Below are 23,307 nucleotides of genomic sequence, written 5' to 3'. Positions count from 1 at the left end.
TCCTCGGGTGTGTCAGCAGAGCGAGAGTTCACGGGTGAGCAGACGGAAGAACTCCGGCGCATGGTCGTGGAGGGAGAAGTGACCGCCGGGCATCCGGTGGCTTCTGATCCCCCGGGGCGCCAGCGTCCGCCAGGCCGCCACCGCCTCCGCCGGCGCCACCTCGTCGTCCGCCCCGCGGAAGGTCGTGACGGGCACGGGAATCGGCGCAGGGGTCCGGTGCGACCAGGTCTCGGCGAGCCGGATGTCCGCACGGAGCATGGGGTCGAGTACGGCCATGAGGCGCGGATCGGCCAGGACCTCCCGGGGTGTTCCGGCCAGCCTGCCGAGTTCTTCCCGGAACCGCTCGTCCGGGAGGCCGTGGATCGCGGGGAGGGCGCGCCGGACGGCGGGGGCCCGGCAGCCGGAGAGGATGACGCGTTCGGGCCGGCGGCCCGTGCCGCGTACGACCGTCTCGTACACCAGCATGGCGCCCATGCTGTGGCCGAAGAGGACGTACGGGGAGCGCACCTGATCGTCCAGTGCGTCGGCGAAGGCCCCGGTCAGTGACGGCCAGTCACGGAACGGGGGCTCGCGCAGCCGGTTCTCCCGGCCGGGCAACCGCACTCCCACCAGTTCGACGTCGGCGGGCAGCCGGTCGCCCCATGTGCCGTACGCGGCGGCCCCCGCTCCGGCGTGCGGCACGCAGACCAGCCGGAGCCGGGCGGCCGGCCGCGGTGCGGGCCGGTGGAACCATCGCCCCGGCCCGCTGCTCCGGACGTCAGCCGCCCTGGTCACCGGCGCTCCCCGGGCACCGGAGTCCCCGGTCCCCCCGGCGCCTCGGCCGCCGCCGCCTCCGTCGTCGTGCGGTGCGGGGTGCCGGCCCGGGCCCGGCGCCCGCCGTGGGTGACCAGGGCGGTGAGCAGGCCGGCGAGCAGGCCCCAGAAGGCGGAGCCGATGCCCAGCAGGGTCACTCCGGAGGTGGTGGCCAGGAACGTCACCACCGCGGACTCCCGCCACTTCTCGTCCCGGAGGGCCGAGGCGAGCGAACTCGCGATGGTTCCGAGCAGGCCCAGCCCGGCGATGCCCAGCACGAGGGCGGCGGGCAGCGCGGTGAGCAGGGAGCCCACCGCACCGCCGAAGACGCCGACGCAGAGGTAGAACACGCCGGCCCAGACAGCCGCCAGATACCGCCGGTCCCGGTCCTCGTGGGCCTCCCGGCCGGTGCAGATGGCGGCGGTGATGGCGGCGAGGTTGAGTCCGAAGCAGCCGAAGGGGGCCAGCAGCAGATTCACGCCGCCGGTCCAGCCGATCAGCGGAGAGACGGGGACGCCGTAGCCGTCGTTGCGCAGCACCGCCACCCCCGGCAGGTTCTGCGAGGCCATGGTCACCACGAAGAGCGGCAGCCCCACACTGACGATCACCTGCCAGGAGAACGCGGGAGCCGTGAACACCGGTGCGGCGAGCGCGAGTTCCGCGCGTCCCGGGCGCAGCGAGCCGGTCACGGCGGCGGCCGCGACACCCACGGCCAGCGCTGCGATGACGGCGTACCGGGGCAGCAGGCGCCGGCACAGCAGATAGGTCGCGAACATGGGGAACACCACGGCGAAACCGCCGCGCATGGTGGTGAACAGCTGCGTGCCGAACTGGACGAGCACCCCGGCCAGGAGGCCCGCGGCCAGGGCCACCGGGATCCGGTCCATGATCCGCTCGAACCAGCCCGTCGCTCCGCTGAGCGTGATCAGGGCGGCCGAGACGACGAAGGCACCGACGGCCTGCGCCATCGTCACTCCCTGGAGACCGCCGGCCATCAGGGCGGCGCCGGGTGTGGACCACGCCGTGACCACGGGGGTGCGGTAGCCGAGCGACAGCCCGATGCTGGTGACGCCCATGCCGACGCCCAGCACCAGCATCCACGACGCGAGTTCGCCGGGAGTGGCTCCCGCGGCCTCGGCCGCCGTGAAGACGATCGCCGCCGAGCTGGTGAAGCCGATCAGCACCGCGATCAGACCGGCGACCACCGCCGAGGCGGGCGCTGCCCGGCGCAGCCGCCGTACGAGGGACGTCATCGGTCGGCGGGCCCTCCGGGGAGCGGGCCGGCCTCGACCGCGGCGGCCAGAGCGCCGAACGTGCTCTCGGTGAAGATCAGGTCCGGAGTGAGCGCTCCCTCGCCGAGTTCCGCCTCGATCTCGGCCAGCATCCGCACAGCGGTGAGGGAGTCACCGCCCAGATCGAAGAAGTCGGCGTCCTGCCGCACCGCCTCCGCGCCGAAGAGCCCCGCCCATATGCGGGCGAGCGCGGCGGCACGCGGTCCGCCGGCGGGGTCCGGCGCCGCGGCCGGTGCGGCCGTCGGTCCGTCCGCCGCGGCGAGATCCGCGGCCACGGTGAACCGGTCCGGCGGCACCGCCGAGGGCAGGCGCCGGGCGATGAGCTCCCGCAGCTCGGCCTCCAGGTCGCGCTCCACCGGACCGCCGTGGAACGCCGGTGGCGCCTCCGGGGAGGGCCCGGCCTCCGCTTCGGGCCGTCGCGCGTACACGTTGTGACAGGGCGTCAGCAGCAGGCGCGGGTCCTGGTCGTGCGCGACCTCGAAACCCCGGGAGCGGAGCTGCCCGAGGACGGCGTCCAGCCGGCCGCCGATGTCGTGGACCTCCATGACGATCCGGTCGATCCGGGGCCACAGCGCGTCCCCGATGCCCTCCAGAACCTCGGCCTCCGCCTTCTCCACGTCGATCTTCAGCAGATCGATCCGCCGCAGCCCGAGTCCGTCCGCCACGCCCGCGAGCGTGGTCACCGGTACGCGCCGGGGCTCGGCGCGCATCCGGTCCGCGACGAGCCGGTCCAGCTGCGCTCCCCGCTCGGCGTCCCGCCCCGTGCGCAGAAAACCCCTGAGCACGTCGAAGTCCTCGGCGGCGTCGGCGAACCGCCCGGACATCACGCTGTTGCCCGGATAGAACGTGAACGCGGTCTCGCCGTCGGCGCGGCCCAGCGCCACGCGCAGCACGGTGGCGTCCACCCCGTGCAGTTCGGCGTTGAGCGCGACCGCGTCGGCCAGTTCGGCGACCGGCTCCACGGCGATGATCCCGGCACCGGGACCGTGCAGGGCGGCGGCGAGTGTGAACATGCCGATGTTGGCTCCGACGTCCACCACCACCGCGTCGCGGGGCAGCGTGATGCCGTGCCGGAAGTAGGCGTTCTCGGTGAAGATCTCCCGGTACAGGAAGTCCGTCTCGCCGCGGTTGACGCCGGCCACCCGCACCCCGGCCGCGGGCTCGTGCCAGGCGAGGCCGCCGAGCCGGCCGGCCGCTTCCAGGGCCGCGGACCGGTGCAGCACGGGCGCCACGCCCGGGTCGGGCACGATCCGGGCGGACGGGCACCGCCCGTCCTCGCCGGTGACGACGGCCGCGTCGGCCACGGCGGGATGGCTCCGCAGCACCTCGGTCAGGGCGTGCTCCCGAGTGCTGCCGGCGGAGTCGTTCATGGGCCCTTCCGGTCCTCGGTGGTCAGGTCGCACAGGAACCGCCGGGCCAGACCGACCAGGTCGCTCCCCGCATCGAAGGCCGTGAGGTGATCCCCCTCCGGCAGGGTGCGCAGTTCCGCCCGCGGCAGATGCGCGGCGACGTACGCGGAGCCCGCGGGGTGAGCCGTCGAGTCCCCGGCGCTGGTGACGACCAGGGCCGGCGGGGCGGCGGTGAGCAGCGGACGGCAGTCGGTGGACATGATCGCCCCGTTCAGCAGGCCGTAGCGGTACAGCAGTTCCGGCGTCGCGTACGGATGGATCAGGTAGTGGGCGATGTCCGGGCGCAACGCCTCCAGCGTCGGCGGACGGCTCATCAGCCGGTGCATCCCGGCGGCCTGCCGCCGGCCGCGTGCGGCCATGGCCAGCAGCGACTCCATGTCCCGCTGGTGTGCCGTCTTCGGTGCCCCGTCCCCGAGTTCGTAGTCCCCGTGCCAGAGGCTCAGGGAGGTGATCCGCTCCGAGCGGGCGGCCGCCGACAGGGCGACCGCCGCACCTCCGCACAGCCCCATGGCGTGGGCTCCGGGGATGCCGAAGCCGTCGAGCACCGCGAGCAGGTCGTCGCCCTGGACGTCGAGGCCGTGGCCCTTCAGTTCACCGAGCCCGGACCCGTCGTCCCCCGCGAACAGCCCGCGGCTCTCCCAGGTGACGACGCGGTGCGTGGAGGACAGGGCCGCCATCCACCGCACCGCCAGCCCGGCCGGCATGCCGCAGGCGCTGACCACCGCGACGGCCGGGGCGCCCTCCGGCCCGGCCGCCCAGCAGCGCAACGGGGTGCCGTCGTGGGCGGGCACCACGACGGGCCGGCCGGGGAACGCCGCCAGGGCGCGGCGCGCCACGTCACCGAGCAGGTCGCCGCCGGGGGGCCCGCCGGGCGGCGGGCGCAGCGCCAGGCGCCGGCTGACGGCGAGTTCCGCGGCCGGCAGCGGTCCGGGCACCGGCACCACCGCGAGCCGCGGGAGGCCGAGCGCACCGGTGACCCGGTCGAGGAGCGCCTGGGCGGACGACATGCCACCGGGGAACGGTCCGGCCGGGGCGACCCGTACCGGTTCCGGCAGGACCCGGGTGAGGGACGCCGTGTCGAGGAGGGCCCGGGCCAGTGCGTCCAGCGCCCCGGTCTCCGGCACGGCACCCGCCGCGGTACCCGCCGGCATCACTCCCCGGCCCCGGAAGCGGGCCGGAAGGGCCGGCCGCGGGTCGTGCGTTCGGCGATCCGGTTGTGGCCGTATGTGTCGTCGCCGCTGACCAGCACTGCTCCGTAGCGTTCGAGGCTGACCCGGCCGCCGTACTCCTCGATCTCGCCGGTGCCGGGGTAGACCTCCACGGAGGTGGGCACATAGCGGGCCGCGAAGCCCATGCGCATGCCTCTGGTCCTGCCCTCGTGCGGATGGGAGGCGTGCATCAGCGTGGACCAGAAGACGATGAACTGCCCCGCCTTCATCTCCATGGACACGGCCTTCGACTCGTCCGGCTTCCAGTCCGGGTCGATCTGCAGTTCGCGGTAGTCGTAGCCGAAGAACCCCCGCCGTACGCCCCCCTTCTCGACGGAGGAGTTCCGGTCCGGGTCGTAGTGCATGCGCTTGGCCTCGTCGTAGTGCATGCTGCGGTGCGAGCCGGGGATGAACTGCAGACAGCCCATGTCGGCGGAGGCGTCCGTGAACGCGCACCACACGGTGATGGTGCCGCCGAAGTCCGAACCGCCGGGCCACTGGATCTGCGGTGTGCCCGAGGCGTTGGCGAAGGTGTCCGCCTGGTGCCAGTCGGTGCCCTCGTCCCCCGGGTACTTCGGGAAGAACTCGGTGCGCCAGCACAGCACGTCCGGGCCGAGGACGCTCGCGACCCGGTGGACGATCTCCGGGCGGGTGACGTGCTCCGCCAGGAAGCCGTGGTCGAGGTGGCGGTCGTAGTTGGAGATGTTCGTCGCGCCGGATATCGCCGCGTCGTCCCGGTAGACAGCGGCGCTGCGGTCGAGCAGTTCCAGACGTGTGCGCGCCCACGTCTTCTTGATCTCGTCGGGCTCGTACAGGGTGAAGGGGCCGGCGTAGCCGTCGCGGTGGAAGGCCGCCAGTTCCTCGTCGCTGAGGGAGAAGCCGGTCGGGGAGGAGTCGTTCGGGGATAAGCCGGGGCGCTGCGGGGTGGTCACGTGTCCCTCCTGGGGGATGCGGGGCCGGCTGGTCCGGAGACGCTCAGCCGGTGGGGGCCGGCGACGCGGGCAGGGCGCCGTCGACGTGGCGGGCGAGGGCCCGCACCGTCGCGCCGTCGATCAGTACGGTGATCTCGAGTTCGCTGCCGAAGGCCTCGTTGACCTGCTCGAACATGCGCAACAGGGACAGCGACGTGCCGCCGAGATCGAAGAAGTCCGCGTCGGCGGGCACCTCGGACACGTCCAGGACGGACTGCCAGATTCCGGCGATGCGCCGCTCGGTGCCGGTGAGTTCCGGGCCGTCGCCGGCGGGGAGGTGGACGGGAGCGCTCGCGGCCCCGGCCACCGGTGCCGGCAGTCTCTCCTTGTCCACCTTGCCGTTGCGGGTCAGCGGGAGTTCCGGCAGGACCACGTACGCGGACGGACGCATATGGGGCGGAAGGGCGGCGCCCGCCGCCTCGCCCAGCTCCGGGGCGAGTGTCTCCGCCCGCGCCCCGGACTCGACGTAGGCCACCACGCGCACGTCGCTCCCGCCGTAGTCGTGGGGCAGGACGACGGCCGCCGACACGGCCTCGTGGCGGACGAGAACCGCCTCGATCTCACCCGGCTCCACCCGGTAACCCCGGATCTTCATCTGGTCGTCCGTCCGGCCGAGATAGCCGTAGCCGCCCCCGGGCAGCGCGACGACCCGGTCCCCGGTGCGGTAGCAGCGGCGCACCGTGCCGTCGGGAGCGGTGTGGTCGACGAAGCGCTCCTTGTTCAGGTCCGGGCGCCCGAGATAGCCGCGGGCGAGGCCGGCCCCCTCGATGTACAGCTCTCCCGGCTCGCCCTCCGCCACGGGCCGCCCGTCGTCGCCGAGCACGTGGAAGACCAGGCCGGGCAGCGGGTGGCCGATGGGGCTCACCCCGTGCGCGTCCAGGTCGCCCACGGTGAGCGGCCGGCAGGAGGCGTGGACGGTGGCCTCCGTGAGGCCGTACATGTTCACCAGGCGGGGGCTCTCGTCGCCGTGGCGTTCGAACCAGTCGCGCAGCATCGCCGGTTCGAGGCGCTCACCGCCGAACACCACCACGCGCAGGCTCGTCAGGCGCTCGGGGGACCTCGCGTCGGCCGCGGCGAGCCGGCCGAAGGCGGACGGCGTCTGGTTCAGGACGGTCACCCGCTCACGGCGCAGGAGTGCGTGCAGCGCCTCGGGGGAGCGCACGGTCTCCAGCGGGACGACGACGAGCCGCCCGCCGAACAGCAGGGCGCCCCACATCTCCCAGACGGAGAAGTCGAAGGCCGCCGAGTGGCACAGGGTCCACACGTCGTTCTCGTCGAAGCCGAACCGCTCCCGGGTGACGTCGAAGAGGCGGACCACCTGGTGGTGCTCCACCGGTACGCCCTTGGGGACGCCCGTGGAACCGGAGGTGTAGATGACGTAGGCCGGACTGCCGGGGGTCGGGGCCGCGCCCTCCGCCGAGGGCTCCGCCCCGGCCGCGGGTTCCGCCGCCGGCCGGTCCAGCAGCACGACGCGGGCCCCGTGGCCCACGACGGTCCCGGCCCGCTCCGGCGTCGTCACGATCACGGCCGCTCCGCTGTCGCCGACCGTCCAGGCGATGCGCTCCGGCGGGTCGCCGGGATCGACGGGGACGTAGGCGGCGCCCGTCTTGAGGATTCCCAGGACGCCGATCAGCAGCCGGGCACCGCGCGGGGCCAGCAGGACCACCGTGGTTCCGGGTCCCGCGCCCACGGCGCGCAGTTCAGCGGCGAGCAGGCCGGAGCGCCGGTTCAGCTCCTGGTAGGTGAGGTCGCCGTCCTCGGCTGTCACCGCCACCCTGTCCGAGAACTGCGCGGCCCTGCTGTCGAACAGTTCGACAAGCGTGCGTTTCCCTAACCCCATGTACCGGTCATCCATCCTGCTCGACTCGGCGGTACTCAGTGCGCGGAACGGTGTGCGGCGCGATCACATCGCGGTGATCGACGGGTTTCCCCGGACGTGCGTCCCGGGTGTGCCCCGGGTGTGCTTGATCCTCCCGGTGGGGAGCGGAACATCGCCGGGCCCGGGGCCCGGCGCGACGTCATCCTCTCGTGTCACCCTGAGCACGGGCAACCCCCTCATCCCGTCACGGGCGGGAGGGCGGCCGGGCCTGGTCACGACCGGGTGGCGGTCCCGCATTCCGTTCCGGCGGACTCGCGCATGCGGACGTCCATCGTGGTGCTCCGGTCGTACGGATCGGTCCCGGGGCCGTCCCCCGGGCCGGCGGCGCGTTCGGCGCCGAACTCGGGGGTGAGGTAGCCGGTGACGGGGCCGCAGCCTCCGTTGGTGATGTCGGCCCGGTACGACACGAGAGAGAACGTTCCCGGCTCCACCACGACCTTCGCCGGGTCGTCCCAGCTCATCACGGTCTCGCGGCGGACGATGGTCCGCGTGACCTCGTCGCTGCCGGCCGCGGCGCGGACGACCGGATAGACGTAGGTGACATCGGCGGTCACCTCCAGCGCGCCGCGCTTGCCCTCCCGGTACGTGATCCGGCCCCGGGTCTTGACCACGTTCCCGGCCGGCCGCACCTCCGCCCGCGCGAAACGGCTGAACAGCAGCAGCGGATTGCTGTCCCGGCCGGGCGCGCGGAACGCGGCCGCCAGATAGTCCTGGACGTCCCGCTGATGCGGGTTGATCAACGCGATGGCCTTCTCCGGCCGCTCCCCGCGCAGCACACCGGCGTCCAGGCTGGACGCGACGAGGAAGGACCGGGTCCGGTCGAGCGCCTGCGCGACCCGGTCCTCGCTCATCCAGCCGGTCGCCCGCGCCGCGGGCACGTGAATGCCCGCCGCCCCGTCGCTCCAGCGGGCCGCGGGTGATCCTCTGAACGGCTCCTCCGGCGTGGGCGGTTCAACCGCCGCCTCCGTGACCGGGGGCTGAACCGGGCGCTCCGACTCCGCGGCGAGCGGAGCACCTCCGCCGCTCCCGCCGGCGAACCATCCCGCCACCCGCCCCGGGAACAGGGCCACGGCCAGCAGGCCGACCACGAGAACGAAACCGACCGCGTACCAGCCCCTGCCCCGTGGCCGCCGGGGCGGTTCATGGGTCCGCCACCCGGCGGGCGGGCCGGGCTCCTCCCGCAGCCGCCGTGCCACCATGCGGGCCCGTGCGGACGGTTCCCGCGGTGCGTCCTGCGTGCCGGCCTCGGCCTCCCGCAGAAAGCGTTCCCACTCCTCGTCGGGTATGGACGCCCCGTTCTTCCCCACCCTGCGCTCCTGCCCTGTCCCCAGATCCGGATGGCCGGTCTCCGAAGCGGACCGGTCCCTGCCCGGCATCCTCACACAGCAACTGATCCCTTCCCGAACCGGAGTTGGCAGGCTGCGACGTATCCGGTCCCGGTCCCGGCCGCCCCCGGCGTGCCGCGGCCGGCGGCGCGCTACGGCTTCAGCCCGCCGGGCCAGAGGTACGGGTCCGCGGGCACCGTCGCACCGCGGAACCACGCCCGGGAGAAGCCGGTCAGATCCTGCCCGGTGACCTTCTCGGCGAACTCCTCGAACCGCGGCCAGCCGGCGTAGTCACCGCGGTGTTCCTGCGGCCACCGCTTGAGCAGCCGGCCGAACGCCTCGTCGCCCACCTGCCGGCGGAGGGCGTGCAGGGCGAGCGGCCCCTTGTCGTAGATGCGTATCCCCGGGGTGCGGCCGGGGCGGTACAGCTCCTCCCAGAGGGACGGGTCGTCCCTCCCGGCTACGACCCGCTGGCGGTAGCGGGCGTCGAGGTCGGCGCCCTCCTCGGCCTCGTCCCACAGCCATGTGGCGTAGACGGCGAAGCACTCGGCCAGGCACTTGTCCTCCGGCCGGCGGGCGGCGGCCGAGACCCCGTACCACTGGTGGGCCTGCTCGTGGACGACGGACTCCAGCGTCATGAACCGCTCGTTGCCCGCGCCGAGATACACCGGCCGGGTCTGCGGCGCGGTGGCCGGTCCGTCGTCGTTCACCTGGACGAAGACGTTGCCGGCCGCCCGGAACGGGTACCGGCCGAACCTGCCGGACAGGAACTCGAGGATCTCCGGCAGCCGGTCCGCCAGGGGTTTCGTCCGCTCCCGCAGACCCGGCGCGTAGGCGTTGACCACCGGGGTGCCGTCGGCCGGCGCCGATCGCTCCACCGTGAAGCGGTCGACGGACACGGCGATGTGGGCGGGGTCGACGTCCGGCTCCGTCCAGGAGAACGTGGCCGTGGCGGCCTCGCGCCGCACCGGGCCCTCCCGCCCGACGGCGATGACGCTCCAGTCCTCCGGCACGGTCGCCGTGAGGCGGAAGTCCGCCTTGTCGCGGGCGTCCTCGTGGACCGGGAACCACGCGCTGGAGCTTCCCATGAACGCCGTGGCCCCGCCCGACTCGGTGGGCAGCCACCCGGCTCCCGGTTCTCCGTCGTACGCGATCCGGACCCGGAACCGGTCGCCGGGGCCGATCGTCCGCGCCGGTACGACGACGAGGTCCTTCTCGCCCGACCGGGAGAAGGACTTCGCCGCCTCCGCGTCGACCGTGACCGAACGGACCGTCAGCCCGCCGAGGTGCAGCGTGAAGCTGTCCAGTGTTCCGGCCGTTGTCGCGCTGACCACCGTGACGCCCCGGAGGGTGCCGGAGTCCGGCCGATAGTTCATCGTGATGTCGTAGCCGGTGACGTCGATGCTCCCGCCGGCCGCCTTTCCGTGCCCCGTGCCCGCCGGCGGGCGGGTCTGCGGCGGTGCGCCGGTGCCGAAGCTCGTGCCGACGCCCACCAGCAGACCGGCCAGCACGACCGCGGCGACCAGCGGCCCGCGGTGCCCGCCCCGTCCGCGGCCGCGGCGGATGCGTTCGTTCCCTGAGAGATCCATGAGCGGCACCCTCGCCCGGCACTGTCCGAGCGGCTTCCGAACTGTGTCGCAGACGTGTCGCAGGACACCGCCGCCACCCCCGGCCGTCCCGGCGCTGTTCATACTGGGCGGGTGGCGGCGATTCTGCTCATCGAGGACGACCCCCTGGTCCGGCGCGGGCTCCAGCTCGCGCTGAACCGGCACGGCCACGCCGTCCGCACGGCCGACACCGGCGAGAACGGACTGCGTCAATTCGCCTCCGAACAACCGGAGTTGGTGGTCCTCGACCTGATGCTGCCGGGCCTCGACGGGTTCGGCGTGTGCCGCCGCATCCGGGCGGACGGCGACGTGCCCGTGATCATCCTCACCGCGCGGGGCGACGACTTCGACGTCGTCGGCGGCCTGGAGGCGGGGGCGGACGACTACGTCGTCAAGCCGGCCCGGCCCACCGTCCTCGACGCGCGGATCCGCGCCGTGCTGCGCCGCACCAGTACCCCCGACGGCGTCCGGGAGTACGGCGGCCTGCGCGTCGACCGCACCGCGCTGACGGTGTCGCTGCGCGGCGAGCCGGTGATGCTGACGCCGACCGAACTGCGGCTGCTGCTGACCCTCTCCCGCTCTCCCGGCCGGGTGTTCAGCCGGCAGCAGCTGCTGGAGGAGGTGTGGGAGCAGGACTACCTCGGCGACTCACGGCTGGTCGACAACTGCGTGCAGCGCCTGCGCCTCAAGATCGAGGACGGCTCGGCGCCCCCGTCCTACGTCCAGACGGTGCGCGGGTTCGGCTACCGCTTCGGGCCGCTGTGACGGTGAGGCCGCGGCCGCGCGGGCTGCGCGCCCGGCTGCTCGTCGCGTTCGTGCTGGTGACCGTCCTCGGCGCCGCCGCGGCGGCCTGGTCGGGCGCCGGATCCGCGAGCACGGCGCTCGTCGCCTCGGCCGAACAGCGGCTCACCGAGGGCCTCACCGGCCGGATCGACGCGGTCACCCCCCAGCTGCCCCACCCGCCGGACCGGGACGCGCTCGACCGGCTGCGCGCCGCCGCCGGCCCGGACACGCTGGTGACCTACCGGAACCTGCGGTCGGCGGACGGCGACGGCACCGGTCTCGTCACCGGCGAGCTGCGCACCGCCGTGCGCACCCGGCACGAGCTCGTCACACAGCGGATCACCGCGGACGGCGGACCGAGGCTGCTGGTCGGCACACCCGTCATGATCACGGCGCCGGACGGCGCCCGCACCCCGTCCGGCATCGAGGTGTACTCCGTGCACGACCTCACCGGCGTCGAGCGGCAGATCGACGGCCTCGCCGCCGCCGCGGCCGGCACCGCGGCCCTGGCGCTGCCGCCCGCGGTGCTCCTGGCGCTGCTGGCCTCGCGCAGCGTCCTGCGCCCGGTCCGCCGGCTCCGCGACACGGCACAGCGCCTGGCCGACGGGGACCTCGGCGCGCGGCTGCCGCCCCGGGGCGCCGACGAACTGGCCGAACTGACCGCCACCGTCAACGGGATGGCCGAGTCGCTGCAGACGTCGATGACGGCGATGCGGCGGATGCAGGCCGACGCCAGGAGGTTCGCCGCCGACGTCTCCCACGAGCTGCGCACTCCGCTGAGCACGCTGACGGCGGTGGTGGAGGTGCTGGCGACCGCCGCCGACGGGATGCCGGCGGACGCGCGGGAGTCCGCCGAGCTGGCGATCACCGAGACCCACCGGCTGGTCCGGCTCGTCGAGGACCTGATGGAGGTGTCCCGCTTCGACGCCGGCACCGCCCGGCTGCGGCTGGAGGAGACCGAACTGACCGGCGCCGTGCGGGACTGCCTGCGCGCCCGGGGCTGGCTGGACCGGGTCGACGTGGAGGCACCGGAGGACATCCGGCTGCGGCTGGACCGGCGCCGGCTGGACGTCATCATGGCCAACCTGGTCGGCAACGCGCTGCGGCACGGCGGACCGCCGGTGCGGATACGCCTCTCGGCCTCCCGCGAACAGGTGCGGGCCGAGGTCACCGACGGCGGACCGGGCCTGCCCGAGCAGGTGGTGCCGCAGGTGTTCGACCGCTTCTACAAGGCCGACGCCGTGCGCACCCGCACGCCGGGCAGCGGGCTCGGGCTGGCGATCGCCCTGGAGAACGCCCGCCTGCACGGCGGCGACCTCACCGCGGGCCATGCCGGCGGTGCCGGGGCGCGGTTCGTGCTGCGGTTGCCGCGGTACGGGGCGGTCGGGGCGGACTGGGCGGACGGGGAGGACGGTTGAGACGGATCGTGTGGGTGGCGGCGGCCGTGCTGCTCGCGGGCTGCGCAATCCAGCCCTCCGGGGTGACCCGCGGGGGCGAGGCCCCGACGGGCGTGGCCCCCGGGGTGACGCTCTACTTCGTCGACGCGCACGGCCAACTCCGGCCGCAGCTGCGGCGGACCGGCCGTCTGGGCACGGTCTCCGAGGCGCTGGCGCTGCTGCTGTCCGGGCCCGGCACCTCGGGCTTGCGCACGGAGATCGCGCCGAGCGCGACCCCGCGGACCGTGGTGACCACCACACCGGACACGATCCGGCTGATGATGCCGTTGACGATCGACGACGTGACCGAGCTGGGCATCCACCAGATCGTGTGCACGGCGCTGGGCGTGCACGTGCAGAGCGGCGGGTCGCGGAACACGAAGGTGCGGGTCCGCTTCACCCTCCCCACCCCGGAGTCCGGCGAGCGGCGGACCTGCCCGCTGACCGACTGACCGCCCCGGCGCCCGGCGGGCCGCGCGGCGCGCCCGCACTCGGCGCGCTCGGGCCGGGGCTCAGGTCACCAGGCCGTGGCGGTAGGCATAGACGACCGCCTGTACGCGGTCGCGGAGATGGAGCTTGGCCAGGATGCGCGAGACGAAGGTCTTGACGGTCTCCTGGCTGATCAGCAGGATCCCGGCGATCTCGCTGTTGGAGCGGCCGTCCGCGATGAGGCGCAGGACCTCCAGCTCGCGAGGGGTCAGCGGGAGGTCGTGCGGAGTGGCCGCGGCGGGCCGGATCCGCTCGGCGAACAGGCCCACGAGCTGGCGCGTCACCTCGGGGTCCAGCAGGGCCGCCCCCGTGGCCACCGTCCTGATCCCGTGCAGCAGTTGATCCGGAGGCGCGTCCTTCAGCAGGAACCCGCTCGCTCCCGCGCGCAGCGCCTCGTAGACGTACTCGTCCAGGTTGAACGTGGTCACCACGAGCACCTTGACGGGACGCGGCACGCGGGCTCCGGCCAGCAGGCGGGTGGCCTCGATGCCGTCGAGCACCGGCATGCGCACGTCCATCACGACGACGTCCGGACGCAGCCGGCCGGCGAGGTCCACCGCCGTCCGCCCGTCCCCGCACTCGCCCACCACCTCCAGGTCCGGCTGCGCGTCGATGATGGTCGCCAGCCCGGTGCGGACCATCACCTGGTCGTCGCAGACCAGGACCCGGACCGGCGCGGTCACGACGGGCTCCCCGCCGGTATGCGGGCCCGCACGACGAACCCGCCGCCCGCCCCGGGGCCCGCGCTGAAGTCACCGCCCAGGACCTCGACCCGTTCCCGGAGCCCGGCGAGGCCCCGCCCGCTCCCGCCGGTGAACCCGGCCCGCGAGCCGGGGCCGTCCGTGCCGACCTCCACGGAGATCTCCTGCCCGCCATGGCGCACCCGGACCGAAGTCGGGCTCCCGTGGGCGTACTTGAGGGCGTTCGTCAGGGACTCCTGCACGACCCGGTGGGCCACGAGGTCGGCGCTGCCGGCCGCCACCGCCGGCGTGCCCTCCTCGCTGAACTCCACGGGCTGGCCGGCCCGGCGCGTCTGCTCCACGAGCGTGAGCAGCCCGCCGGCGGGCGGGATCCCGGCCCCGGAGCCCGCCCCGGTGCCGTGGCCGGGGCTGAGCAGGCCGAGCAGGTGGCGCAGATCGGTGAGCGCCCGGCGGCCGGTGTCGCTCACGGCGGTCAGGGTCCCGTCGAGGCGGTCGGGCGCCGCGGTCAGATAGCGTGCCGCCTCGGCCTGCACGACCATCGCCGTCACATGGTGGGTCACGACGTCGTGCAATTCGCGGGCGATGCGGGTGCGTTCGGCGGCGCGGGTCTCCTCGGCGACGCGGAGCCGGTGCGCGGCCTCCGCGGCCCGGGTGGAACGCAGCCACGCCCCGGCGCCCCACGCCAGGACCAGCGCGAGATAGAAGGTCACGAACTCGCCCGGCGGCTCGCCCGAACCCAGCCGGGAGAGCGCGACCGCCAGCGGCACGTAGGCGGCGGAGAAGAGCAGCGCGGTGGCGCGCCGGTGCCGTTCCAGATGCGCGCCCGCGCTCAGCAGCGCGATGGGCAGCGCGGCACCCGCGACCGAGTGGTAGCCGCGGAGCTGGTCGGCGGCGAAGCCCAGCGACACCAGGGCCAGACAGACCACGGGCCACCGCCGGCGCACGGCGAGCGGAAGGCATTGGAGGGCGACGGCCGCGAGGGCCAGTGCGTCGAAGGGGCGGTCCGGCAGGCCGCCGAGCCGTGTCCCCTGGCTCTGGAACGCCGGCAGGAACGTCGCGGCGAGGAACGCCAGAGCGAGCGGCAGGTCCCGGACGGTGACGTCGAACCGGCGCCACCGCTCCGGGACCCGCGGACGACTGATCACCGGGGCATTGTAGGGGCGGCGCCGACCCGCTCGGCGGGCCGGCGGCGGGGCACCAGATGCCCGCGCCGGCGGGCCAGCCACAGGAACACGGCCGTCGCCAGCGCGGTGAACAGCACCGTGTACAGGCTTCCCTCCGGGCCGAAATCGCCGCCGGTGATCACCGCGGGGCCCGACACCGAGGCGTCCAGGAGCCCTTGCGGGGTGTTGTTGCCCGAGACCTCGGTGCTGAAGATGCCGGCCGCGGCGAAGTTCCAGCCGAAGTGCAGGCCGATGGGCAGCCACAGTGTGCGGGTGGCGGCGTACGCGGCGCCGAGCATGGCGCCCGCGATCGCGATGGTGACGGCGCCCCAGAGACCGGCGTGCGGGTTGAGCAGGTGCGACAGGCCGAAGAGCACGCTGGTCACCGCCAGCGAGATCACTGTGCCGGTGCGTTCCTCGATGATCCGGAACAGCACGCCGCGGTACAGCACTTCCTCCGTCACGGAGGCGCCGGCCATGAGGCCGAACAGGCCCACCGCGCCGGTCACCGTGCCGATGCCGTGGATCTCGTAATGCCCGGGGAAGGCGAGGTTCGCGATGACGGCTCCGAACAGCGCGACGCCGGTCAGCACCCCGCGGCCGGTCGCGGCCCCGGCACCCTCCAGGGCCACTTCCGTGGACGGGCGGCGCTCGGTGCGCCGCACGACCCACCCGTAGACCAGCACCGTGAGCACGGCTGTCGCGATGCCGGAGGCGAGTGCGAGCCACGGGTCGTCCCGCAGCCCGGTGCCGACACTGCCGCCGATGAGCATGACCGCCACGACGGCCAGGAGTTGCCAAACCAGTCTCATGAGATGTCCTTCGCCGGATCCGCGGCCGGAGCGCCGCGGCTGCACCGGACGCTACGGATCCGGCGGCCCCGAGTCGTCACCACCGGGTGGACACCTGCGCGTAGCTCTCGTGGGGGACGGCCCGCGGGTTCGCCGCCGCCCCCGGAGGCGTCCCGGCGGTCCGGCACCGGTCACCGCCCCGGCGCGGGAAGCGGAGAACCGGCCCGCCGCCCCGCAGCGTCCCGCGGTGCCGCCGGAGCGTGTCCGGGCCGGCCGCCGGGTGCCCGTCCTAAGCCGGCGGAGAGGCCCGCCCCCGTCCCATCCGGTTTTCCGCCGGAACCTCCACTATCCGGCTACCGATCGGTACGCCCTTCGGAGGAAGGAGAGTTGGGGCTCCGCCGCAACCCGCTCCGCTACCGTCCGCCTCCGATGCGTGAAATTCCACTTGCCCGAAGACCTCCCCGAACCACTCGAATGGGGGTACGGTACGACCTCGATCATTCAAGCCAAACATGTGAAGCCACTGCCGATATGGCCAGTGGAGAGGAGTGGTGTGCCCCGTGCCCACTGATTACGCCTGCCAGGCAGCGGCGGAGCGGGCCGCTCGAGGGATCACCCCCGTCCGGGACATACTGGTGCCCTTCCGGCCCCAGCAGCAGCAGGAGGACGTACCCGTCGTCCTCCGTTCGTACCTGGGGGTTCAGTCCAACGGAGGCCCGAACGGCGGTGGCCCCGCGGCCCATCCGCCCGTCAGCACGAACATGGGGGCGGCCGTCCTCCTGGTCTTCCTCGACGGACTGCGTTCGGAGATGTCCGGTGTGCTCTCCGAGTGGTACGCGGATCTCGCCGTCCGCCTGCCCCAGACGCTCGGCGCCCCGGCCGCCGGAGGCCAGGCTCCCGCCCGCCAGCCGGGGGGCTGGCAGACGATGGCCGATCTGCAGAACAGCGCCCAGGAGGTGCTGACGGATCTGTCCGGCCGCGCCCGCGGCGGACCCGGCGCGCTCAATGTGCGCCTGGCGCTCGTGGAGGACACCCTCTCCGGGGCGCTGCGCCGGATGAACGTCCCCGCCGACGTCGCCATCGGCTCCGCCGGTGAACTCGTCGTCTCGGCGGGCTCGCTGTTCGGGCTGCAGACGCGCCCGGCGCCGCCCATCCAGGCGCCGGCCCAGCAGTCGTACGACCGGCGCTGAGCCGCCCACCGCCGCGCGCGACCGCCCTCGCCCCGCCCCCACGAGGAGACCGGCGGGACGGGCCACGCGAGCGCGGCGGACGGCTTGCGGCAGGGCCGAAGCGGGGGAGCGGAGAGCCGCGGCGCTCCGCGGCCGCCCATGAGAGCCGCCGGTCCCATGAGGGTCACCGGTCCGTGTCAACCGCACCGCCCCACAAGGGCGTTGCGGTTTCTCCATGACATTCCCGGAACTTTCCCGTTTCTTCGCCTGCTCGCTCCTGGCCGGTTTCCGACCGTTGTCCGCCCTCTCCGTGCCGTCGATACTGAGGCGCGCAGAGCCCGGGGACACGTCTGTGACCGAGCTGTCCCCCGTGACGCGGAAGGTGCCGCGTCCGGCCGCTCCGGCCGGGCTCTCCACTCCGAGGCCGGTCCGCGGCCCTTCCGAGGCGAGCAGGGGGAACCCCGTGCCCATCCGCGCCCAGAGAGCCCTGGCCGCGCTGGCCGCGGCCGTCACGGCCGTGTCGGCGTTACCCGCCGCGGCCTCGCCCGCCGCCGCGTCACCGGCCCCCGCCGCCGCACCCCTGGCGGCCGGTCCCGCCGCCGGTCCGCCGGCCGGCGGGGAGCGCCTCGTCACGCTGATCACCGGCGACCGGGTCCGCGTGAGCGGCGCCGGCCGGGTCACCGCCGTCCTCCCCGCCGAGGGCCGCGAGCACATCCCCGTCCAGGCGCAGCGCGACGGCGACGGCCACACCTACGTCATCCCCCGGGACGCGACCGCCCTCGTCCTCGACGGCACCGTGGACCGCAGGCTGTTCGACGTCACCGAGCTGAGCCGGCCCGCCTTCCGCGCCCTGCACGGCGACGCGCTGCCGTTCATCGTCCGTTACGAGGACGAGGACGAGGACGAGGACGGGGACGGGGACGCCGGGCGGAGCGGCCCGGGGGAGAGCGGCCCCGGCGCCGGGCAGCGGCTGCGCGCCGCCGCCGGGGACGCCGGCGTCCGCCCGCTGCGCAGCATCGGCGCCGACGCCGTGGCCACCGGGCCCCGGGACACCGCGGCGGCCTGGGCCGCCCTCACCCGCCCCTCCGGCGGGAGCGGCGGGCGCACCGCCGCGCCGGGCGTGGCCTCCCTCCGGCTCGACGGGCTGGTCCGGGCCGCACTCGACCGCAGCGTCCGGCAGATCGGCGCCCCCGCCGCCTGGGAGACGGGCCGGGAGGGCGAGGGCGTCACCATCGCGGTCGTGGACTCCGGCATCGACACCGCGCACCCCGATCTGTCCGGCGGCAAGGTCGCCGCGGCGAAGAACTTCTCCGCGTCCCCCGGTACCACCGACCGGTACGGCCACGGCACCCATGTGGCGTCCATCGCCGCGGGGACGGGGGCCGCGTCCGGCGGCGTCTACCGCGGGGTGGCGCCCGCCGCGCGGCTGCTGAACGCCAAGGTGATCGGGGACGACAACAGCGGCACCGAGTCCTCGGTCATCGCGGGCATGGAGTGGGCGGTCGGGCAGGGCGCCGATGTCGTCAACCTCAGCATCGGCGCGGGCGACGCCCCGGGGGTGGGCCCGATGGAGGAGGCCGTGAACCGGCTGTCGGCGGAGAGCGGCGCCCTGTTCGTGGCCGCCGCGGGCAACGCCGGCCCCCGCCCGGGCTCCATCAGCACACCGGGCAGCGCGGAGGCCGCGCTCACCGTGGGCGCCGTCGACCGGGAGGACCGGCTCGCGGGCTTCTCCTCCGTCGGCCCGCGCACCGGGGACGGCGGGCTGAAGCCCGATCTGACCGCCCCGGGCGTCTCCATCGGCGCCGCGCTCGCCGAGGGCAGCGTGCTGGCGGGGGAGGCCGGGCCGGTCGCCGACGGCTACGGCGCGCTCTCCGGGACGTCGATGGCGGCCCCGCACGCCGCGGGCGCCGCCGCCCTGCTGGCGGAGCGGCACCCGGACTGGAGCGGTGAGCGGATCAAGTCGGCGCTGACCGGAGCCGCCGCGGCGGGGGAGGGGCAGGGTGTCCACGAGGAGGGCGCCGGCCGGCTCGACGTGGGCCGGGCCGCCGCGCAGACCCTCGCCGCTGGCACGTCCTCCGTCGGGTTCGGTTCCGCGCGCTGGCCGCACGCCGACGACGAACCGGTCACCAGGGACCTCGTCCACCGGAACACGGGGGAGGAGGACCTCACCCTCACCCTCTCCGCCGAGGCCACGGGCCCGGACGGCGAACCCGCCCCCGAGGGCATGTTCGTCCTGGAGACCGAGCGGATCACCGTCCCCGCGGGCGGCACCGTCTCCACCGGGCTGACCGCCGACACCCGGCCCGGCGGGGAGCGGTACGGGGACTTCGAGGTGGCGGTCACGGCGAGCGGCGGCGGGCAGTCGGTCCGCACGGTCGGCGCCGTGACCCGTGAGGGGGAGTCGTACGACCTCACGGTGGAGACCGTCGGCCGGGACGGCGGGGCGCCCGCCGACTGGTCCGTCATCGTCCACGACTACGAGCGCGGCGGCTTCACGGGCACCACGGGTGACGGCGGAACCTCCACGCTCCGGCTGCCGAGGGGCACCTATCTCCTGAGCCACCAGACCGTCCTCTCCGGCGCCGGGGAGGACGTCGCCGGACTGGACTGGCAGCTCCAGCCGCGGCTGGACCTCACCGGGGACACCACCGTCACCTTCGACGCCCGGAAGGCCGAGCCGGTGGAGATCACCGTGCCGGACCCGGAGGCCGAGCCGTCCGACACCGCCATGTCGTTCGACGCGACGGTGGACGGCCGCGGCATCGGCAGCGTCCTGCTGGTGCGGCCGCCGATGCCGCTGGGCTTCCGCACCCGGCACGTCGGCCCCGAACTGCCGGACGGACGGATGCACGCCAAGACGGTCGGCAGCTTCCACAGCGGCCCCGGCACCGAGTACCGGGTGGCGTACGGCCGGGAGGGCGGCCTCTTCACCGGCCTGCGCAAGGACGTCGGGCCGGAGGAACTCGCCGAGCTGACGATCCACCAGGGCGCGTCGGCGGCCGGGCGGCAGGGCTCGGTGATCACCGAGCCGGACACCGGCGACGCCGGTCACGGCTGGACGGTGGCCGGCGTCCGGGACCTCCCCGGTACCCTCACGCAGTACCTCAACACCGAGGGCGTGCGCTGGTCGCACCGCTTCCAGCAGACCCGCGGGGACGTCGTGGAGGCGGTGTACACCGGTCCGCGGCGGTCCGCGTACACGGCGGGCGAGCGGTACGAACACACCTACAACACGGGGGTCTTCGGACCCCTGATCGGCGGCGGGGACGGGGACGGCAGCGGCGACGGCGGCGGGGACGACGGGCTCTTCCGGCGCGGCGACACCCTCTCCGGCCGCCTCAACCCCCTGGCCGACGGCGCGGGGCACCGCGGCGAGAGCCTCCACGACACGGCCTCCACGACGCTCTACCGCAACGGGGAACTCCACGCCACGGCCGGCGACATCCTCGACCGCGCCGAGTTCACCCTGCCCCCGGAGAAGGCGGACTACCGGCTCGTCACCACCGTCACCCGCAGCGGTGCCGCCACCGTCTCCCGCGAGGTCACCTCCTCCTGGACGTTCACCTCGGAGGCGGCGGGGGAGGGGGAGCGGGTGCGGCTGCCGGCCTCGGCGGTCCGCTTCACCCCCCGGCTCGCCCCCGACTCCACCGTCCCCGCCGGATCCGTCACGGAGATCCCGGTGACCGTGCAGGGCTCCGCCGCGGCGGACGGGGCCGGGGCGCTCACCGTCCACGCCTCCACCGACGGCGGCCGCACCTGGACGGAGCTCCCGGTCCGCGGGGGCGTGGTCCGGGTCCGCAACCCGGAGGAGCCCGGGGCGGGTGTCTCCCTCAGGGCGGAGGTCACCGGCGGCAGCGGCCACGAGCTGACCCAGACGATCCTCGACGCCTACCGCACCCGGTAGGAGCGGCCGGGCCCCTCACCAGGGCTCCGTGGTCGGGGACCGGCCTGACCACGCGCTACTGTGCTGTGCGGGACCGGAGAGCCACGGAGGAGGAATCGTCATGGTCGCGGCGTTGCTGGTCGCCTGTGCGATCGTCTCCGAGGTGGTCGCCACCCTCGCGCTGCGCGCCTCGAACGGCTTCAGCCGGCTCGGGCCCTCGGCCGTGGTCGTGGTCGGATACATGCTCGCCTTCGTGCTCCTGGCACAGGCGCTCAAGACCCTCAACGTGGGCCCCGTCTACGCCATCTGGTCCGGCGTGGGGACGGTGGGGGCGTTCATCGGGGGCGTTCTGCTGTTCGGCGAGGAAGCCCGCCCCACGACGCTGATCGGCGTCGGGCTGGTGGTCGCCGGGGTCCTGGTGATGAACCTCGGCGGCGGCCTGAAGCACTGAGGGCGCCGCGGCCGGTGCCGTCCGCGTACGGTCCGGCGGGGTACCGATACCGCCGTCCCGGCAGCCGGCCGGAAACCGGAAACCTTTTCCGGCGCCAACCGTCTTCCTTTCTTCACACCTTCTCCTTCTCGTATTCCCTTTTGGGTCGGACCGGGCCCGACCGGACCGGTTCCGGCGGAGCCGCGGACCGCCTGTGCCGGAAAGGCGTGGCCAACCGGCGGAAGGGGCGCGATGACGTATACCGCGGGTCATACGAGATCGGCCGGACATACCCGATACGGACGGCGCGGCAGGGAATACCGGCTCCGCCGGGTGTTCCCTCGCGGGTTCTCTTGTCGGGCCATGTCGCATTCGGCCGGTCCTGCACACCGTTTTCGCAGAAGCGGCACAGGGCGGGGTGTGGAAACGGTTTTCCCCGAATCCCCCGCGGGGGCGGAGGCGTTCAGTCCGCTTTGTCTCCGCCGGGGTGTCCGCCCGCGGTGACCAGGCAGTGGAGTCTGTGAAGAAGGCGTCACCATCCCGTGCCCGACCTGCGGTACGACCCGGCCGGCGGACTCGTGTGACGGCCGCCGCGGGTGGCCCGCCGGCGGCGTGACGTGCTTTCATCTGGCGGTACACGGAAGCTGTTGAAAAATGGTTCCCGGGTTTAGGGGCAGCTGACGCCCCATCAAATCGGCTCGGTTTTCGTCCCCCTTGAACCGGCCGGTGTGATGCAGAAACACCCAGCAGAAATTGAAGGGAAGCCCAAGTGCGCAACGACTTCACCCCCCAGGTCGAGACCCGCGAGATCGACGACGCCGACCTCGACACCGTGTCCGGCGGTGTCGGCGTCAACGTCGCCCCGGTTCTGGGCGCCGTCGACTCCGTCGCCCCGCTCTCCGAGGGCCTGGGTCTCGTGCAGGACGTCACCGGCCTGCCGACCAGCCAGGTCACCGGTCTCGTCGCGGGTCTCTGATCCGGACGTCCGCTGTCCGGCCCTGAAAAGCCGGAGCGTTTCACGACCCGCCGGTTTGGCTGAGACCGGAAAGGGTTGACCATGGGCCCCGGAATTCCCCTTCCGGGGCCCATGCATGCCGTCGGCCGGCGGCCGGGCGGCCGTGCGCCACCGCGTCGGAACGCCCGACATCTTCGCAGGCGAGGGATGGAGACCGTGCAGTTCCGCCACAAGGCGCTGTCCAAGCTGCAGTCACCCGAAGAGCTCGACATTCCGGTGCGCTTCGCACGGCCCCAGGGCCTGCTGGTGCTGGTGGTCACGCTCCTCGTGATGGCGGGGGCGGCCTTCTGGGCCGTGACCGGTTCCGTCTCGTCCCGGCTGGAGTCCCCGGGGGTGCTCACCCGCGCCGGGGGCAGTTACGTCCTGCAGAGCCCCTTCGCCGGGCAGGTGACCGAGGTCCTGGCCCGCGAGGGCGACAGCCTCCCCGCCAAGGCGCCCGTGCTGGCCGTCCGTACGGAGCAGGGCACCCGCGCCGTCCGCACCGTGGAGGCGGGCCGGGTCACCTCGCTCGTCGCGGAGACCGGCTCCGTCATCACCCCCGGCGCCCAGGTGGCGACCGTCGAGCGCGTCAAGGACCGGGACGAGCCGCTGGTGGCCATGCTCTACGTCCCCGGCGGCAAGGGCTCCCCCGTGCCGGTGGGCGCCCGTGTCGACCTCACCGTCCAGTCCGCGCCCGCCCAGCAGTTCGGCGTGCTGAAGGGGCGGGTCAAGACCGTCGGCCGGGTGCCGCAGACCGCGCAGCGCATCGCGGGCTTCCTCGGCAGCGCCGAACTGGCCGAGCGGTTCTCCGCCGACGGCCCGGCCGTGGCCGTCCTCGTCGAGCTGGAGCGGTCCGCCGGGACGCCGTCCGGCTACGCCTGGTCGCGCGACGACGGCCCGCCGTTCGCGATCGAGTCCCCCACGCCGGTGAGCGGCGCCATCCACCTCACCGCCGAACGTCCCGTCGACTGGCTGCTGCCATGAA

General features: G+C 74.3%; 19 protein-coding genes. 8 read left to right on the top strand and 11 right to left on the bottom strand.

All coding sequences use genetic code 11. The features are described from left to right. Positions 1-12: 12 nt before the first annotated feature. From LIX60_RS03270 to LIX60_RS03235, 8 genes are all read right to left on the bottom strand, one after another. Positions 13-774 (bottom strand): thioesterase II family protein, encoded by a 762-nt coding sequence (locus tag LIX60_RS03270; RefSeq protein WP_227957109.1) that lies wholly within the window; start codon positions 772-774, stop codon positions 13-15. Beyond that, positions 771-2,045 carry a benzoate/H(+) symporter BenE family transporter gene (locus LIX60_RS03265; protein WP_227957108.1) on the bottom strand — a complete coding sequence of 425 codons (1,275 nt, stop codon included), beginning with the start codon at positions 2,043-2,045 and terminating at the stop codon, positions 771-773. Before LIX60_RS03265 ends, LIX60_RS03270 begins: the two co-directional genes overlap by 4 nt. After that, positions 2,042-3,454, bottom strand: coding sequence for an FkbM family methyltransferase (locus LIX60_RS03260; RefSeq protein ID WP_227957107.1), 1,413 nt, complete (start codon positions 3,452-3,454; stop codon positions 2,042-2,044). Before LIX60_RS03260 ends, LIX60_RS03265 begins: the two co-directional genes overlap by 4 nt. Next, complete coding sequence (locus LIX60_RS03255; RefSeq protein ID WP_227957106.1) at positions 3,451-4,644, bottom strand: alpha/beta fold hydrolase; 1,194 nt, start codon at positions 4,642-4,644, stop codon at positions 3,451-3,453. The genes LIX60_RS03260 and LIX60_RS03255 overlap by 4 nt, the downstream gene beginning before the upstream one ends. Continuing rightward, the gene (locus LIX60_RS03250; RefSeq protein WP_227957105.1) at positions 4,644-5,633 is read right to left on the bottom strand and encodes a chlorinating enzyme; all 990 of its coding nucleotides are present in this window, start codon (positions 5,631-5,633) and stop codon (positions 4,644-4,646) included. Before LIX60_RS03250 ends, LIX60_RS03255 begins: the two co-directional genes overlap by 1 nt. 43 nt (positions 5,634-5,676) lie before the next feature. Then, positions 5,677-7,512, bottom strand: a complete 1,836-nt coding sequence (locus tag LIX60_RS03245; RefSeq protein WP_227957104.1) for an amino acid adenylation domain-containing protein — start codon at positions 7,510-7,512, stop codon at positions 5,677-5,679. 251 nt (positions 7,513-7,763) lie between these two features. Then, the gene (locus LIX60_RS03240; protein ID WP_227957103.1) at positions 7,764-8,858 is read right to left on the bottom strand and encodes a hypothetical protein; all 1,095 of its coding nucleotides are present in this window, start codon (positions 8,856-8,858) and stop codon (positions 7,764-7,766) included. A 170-nt stretch (positions 8,859-9,028) separates the two neighbouring features. Continuing rightward, complete coding sequence (locus LIX60_RS03235) at positions 9,029-10,465, bottom strand: M1 family metallopeptidase (protein ID WP_227957102.1); 1,437 nt, start codon at positions 10,463-10,465, stop codon at positions 9,029-9,031. 111 nt (positions 10,466-10,576) lie between these two features. Between LIX60_RS03235 and LIX60_RS03230 the strand changes: the two genes are divergently transcribed. The 3 genes from LIX60_RS03230 to LIX60_RS03220 are packed head-to-tail and all read left to right on the top strand — an operon-like array spanning position 10,577 to position 13,154. After that, positions 10,577-11,248: a response regulator transcription factor gene (locus LIX60_RS03230; RefSeq protein ID WP_227957101.1), complete on the top strand. Its 672-nt coding sequence runs from the start codon at positions 10,577-10,579 to the stop codon at positions 11,246-11,248. 2 nt (positions 11,249-11,250) lie between these two features. Beyond that, entirely contained in the window at positions 11,251-12,684 is a 1,434-nt protein-coding gene (locus LIX60_RS03225) for a HAMP domain-containing sensor histidine kinase (RefSeq protein WP_227957100.1), read from the top strand. Next, positions 12,681-13,154, top strand: coding sequence for a hypothetical protein (locus tag LIX60_RS03220; RefSeq protein ID WP_227957099.1), 474 nt, complete (start codon positions 12,681-12,683; stop codon positions 13,152-13,154). The genes LIX60_RS03225 and LIX60_RS03220 overlap by 4 nt, the downstream gene beginning before the upstream one ends. Before the next feature lie 60 nt (positions 13,155-13,214). Here the strand turns inward: LIX60_RS03220 and LIX60_RS03215 are convergent, their stop codons facing one another. Genes LIX60_RS03215 through LIX60_RS03205 form a run of 3 tightly spaced genes read right to left on the bottom strand, consistent with a single transcriptional unit; the run spans position 13,215 to position 15,867 of the window. After that, a complete protein-coding gene (locus LIX60_RS03215; protein ID WP_227957098.1) occupies positions 13,215-13,874 on the bottom strand; it encodes a response regulator transcription factor in 660 nt (219 codons plus the stop codon). Beyond that, complete coding sequence (locus LIX60_RS03210; RefSeq protein WP_227957097.1) at positions 13,871-15,037, bottom strand: histidine kinase; 1,167 nt, start codon at positions 15,035-15,037, stop codon at positions 13,871-13,873. The genes LIX60_RS03215 and LIX60_RS03210 overlap by 4 nt, the downstream gene beginning before the upstream one ends. Next, complete coding sequence (locus LIX60_RS03205; protein ID WP_227957096.1) at positions 15,034-15,867, bottom strand: CPBP family intramembrane glutamic endopeptidase; 834 nt, start codon at positions 15,865-15,867, stop codon at positions 15,034-15,036. The genes LIX60_RS03210 and LIX60_RS03205 overlap by 4 nt, the downstream gene beginning before the upstream one ends. 539 nt (positions 15,868-16,406) lie before the next feature. Here LIX60_RS03205 and LIX60_RS03200 point away from each other — a divergent pair. The 5 genes from LIX60_RS03200 to LIX60_RS03180 all read left to right on the top strand — a co-directional run bounded on the left by LIX60_RS03200 (position 16,407) and on the right by LIX60_RS03180 (position 23,306). Next, the gene (locus LIX60_RS03200; protein WP_125623891.1) at positions 16,407-17,036 is read left to right on the top strand and encodes a hypothetical protein; all 630 of its coding nucleotides are present in this window, start codon (positions 16,407-16,409) and stop codon (positions 17,034-17,036) included. 442 nt (positions 17,037-17,478) lie between these two features. Beyond that, on the top strand, positions 17,479-20,919 hold the full coding sequence (locus LIX60_RS03195) for a S8 family serine peptidase (protein ID WP_227957095.1): 3,441 nt from the start codon (positions 17,479-17,481) through the stop codon (positions 20,917-20,919). A gap of 100 nt (positions 20,920-21,019) precedes the next feature. Next, positions 21,020-21,349, top strand: a complete 330-nt coding sequence (locus LIX60_RS03190; protein ID WP_019710550.1) for a multidrug efflux SMR transporter — start codon at positions 21,020-21,022, stop codon at positions 21,347-21,349. Between the two features lie 748 nt (positions 21,350-22,097). Then, positions 22,098-22,304, top strand: coding sequence for a hypothetical protein (locus tag LIX60_RS03185; RefSeq protein WP_019710549.1), 207 nt, complete (start codon positions 22,098-22,100; stop codon positions 22,302-22,304). A gap of 195 nt (positions 22,305-22,499) precedes the next feature. Further along, positions 22,500-23,306, top strand: coding sequence for an HlyD family efflux transporter periplasmic adaptor subunit (locus LIX60_RS03180; RefSeq protein WP_227962605.1), 807 nt, complete (start codon positions 22,500-22,502; stop codon positions 23,304-23,306). Position 23,307: the final 1 nt, after the last annotated feature.

It is taken from the genome of Streptomyces sp. S07_1.15, from assembly GCF_020739505.1.
Lineage (GTDB): Bacteria > Actinomycetota > Actinomycetes > Streptomycetales > Streptomycetaceae > Streptomyces > Streptomyces xinghaiensis.
The sequence above is the reverse complement of the archived record's forward strand: the minus strand, read 5'-3'. Positions and strand labels throughout refer to the sequence as shown.

Bases quoted from the DNA above. Each gene is read 5' to 3' on its own strand.
- LIX60_RS03235 (WP_227957102.1), bottom strand. From the start codon at position 10,465: ATGGATCTCTCAGGGAACGAACGCATCCGCCGCGGCCGCGGACGGGGC.
- LIX60_RS03255 (WP_227957106.1), bottom strand. From the start codon at position 4,644: ATGCCGGCGGGTACCGCGGCGGGTGCCGTGCCGGAGACCGGGGCGCTG.
- LIX60_RS03245 (WP_227957104.1), bottom strand. From the start codon at position 7,512: ATGGGGTTAGGGAAACGCACGCTTGTCGAACTGTTCGACAGCAGGGCC.
- LIX60_RS03260 (WP_227957107.1), bottom strand. From the start codon at position 3,454: ATGAACGACTCCGCCGGCAGCACTCGGGAGCACGCCCTGACCGAGGTG.
- LIX60_RS03205 (WP_227957096.1), bottom strand. From the start codon at position 15,867: ATGAGACTGGTTTGGCAACTCCTGGCCGTCGTGGCGGTCATGCTCATC.
- LIX60_RS03190 (WP_019710550.1), top strand. From the start codon at position 21,020: ATGGTCGCGGCGTTGCTGGTCGCCTGTGCGATCGTCTCCGAGGTGGTC.
- LIX60_RS03265 (WP_227957108.1), bottom strand. From the start codon at position 2,045: ATGACGTCCCTCGTACGGCGGCTGCGCCGGGCAGCGCCCGCCTCGGCG.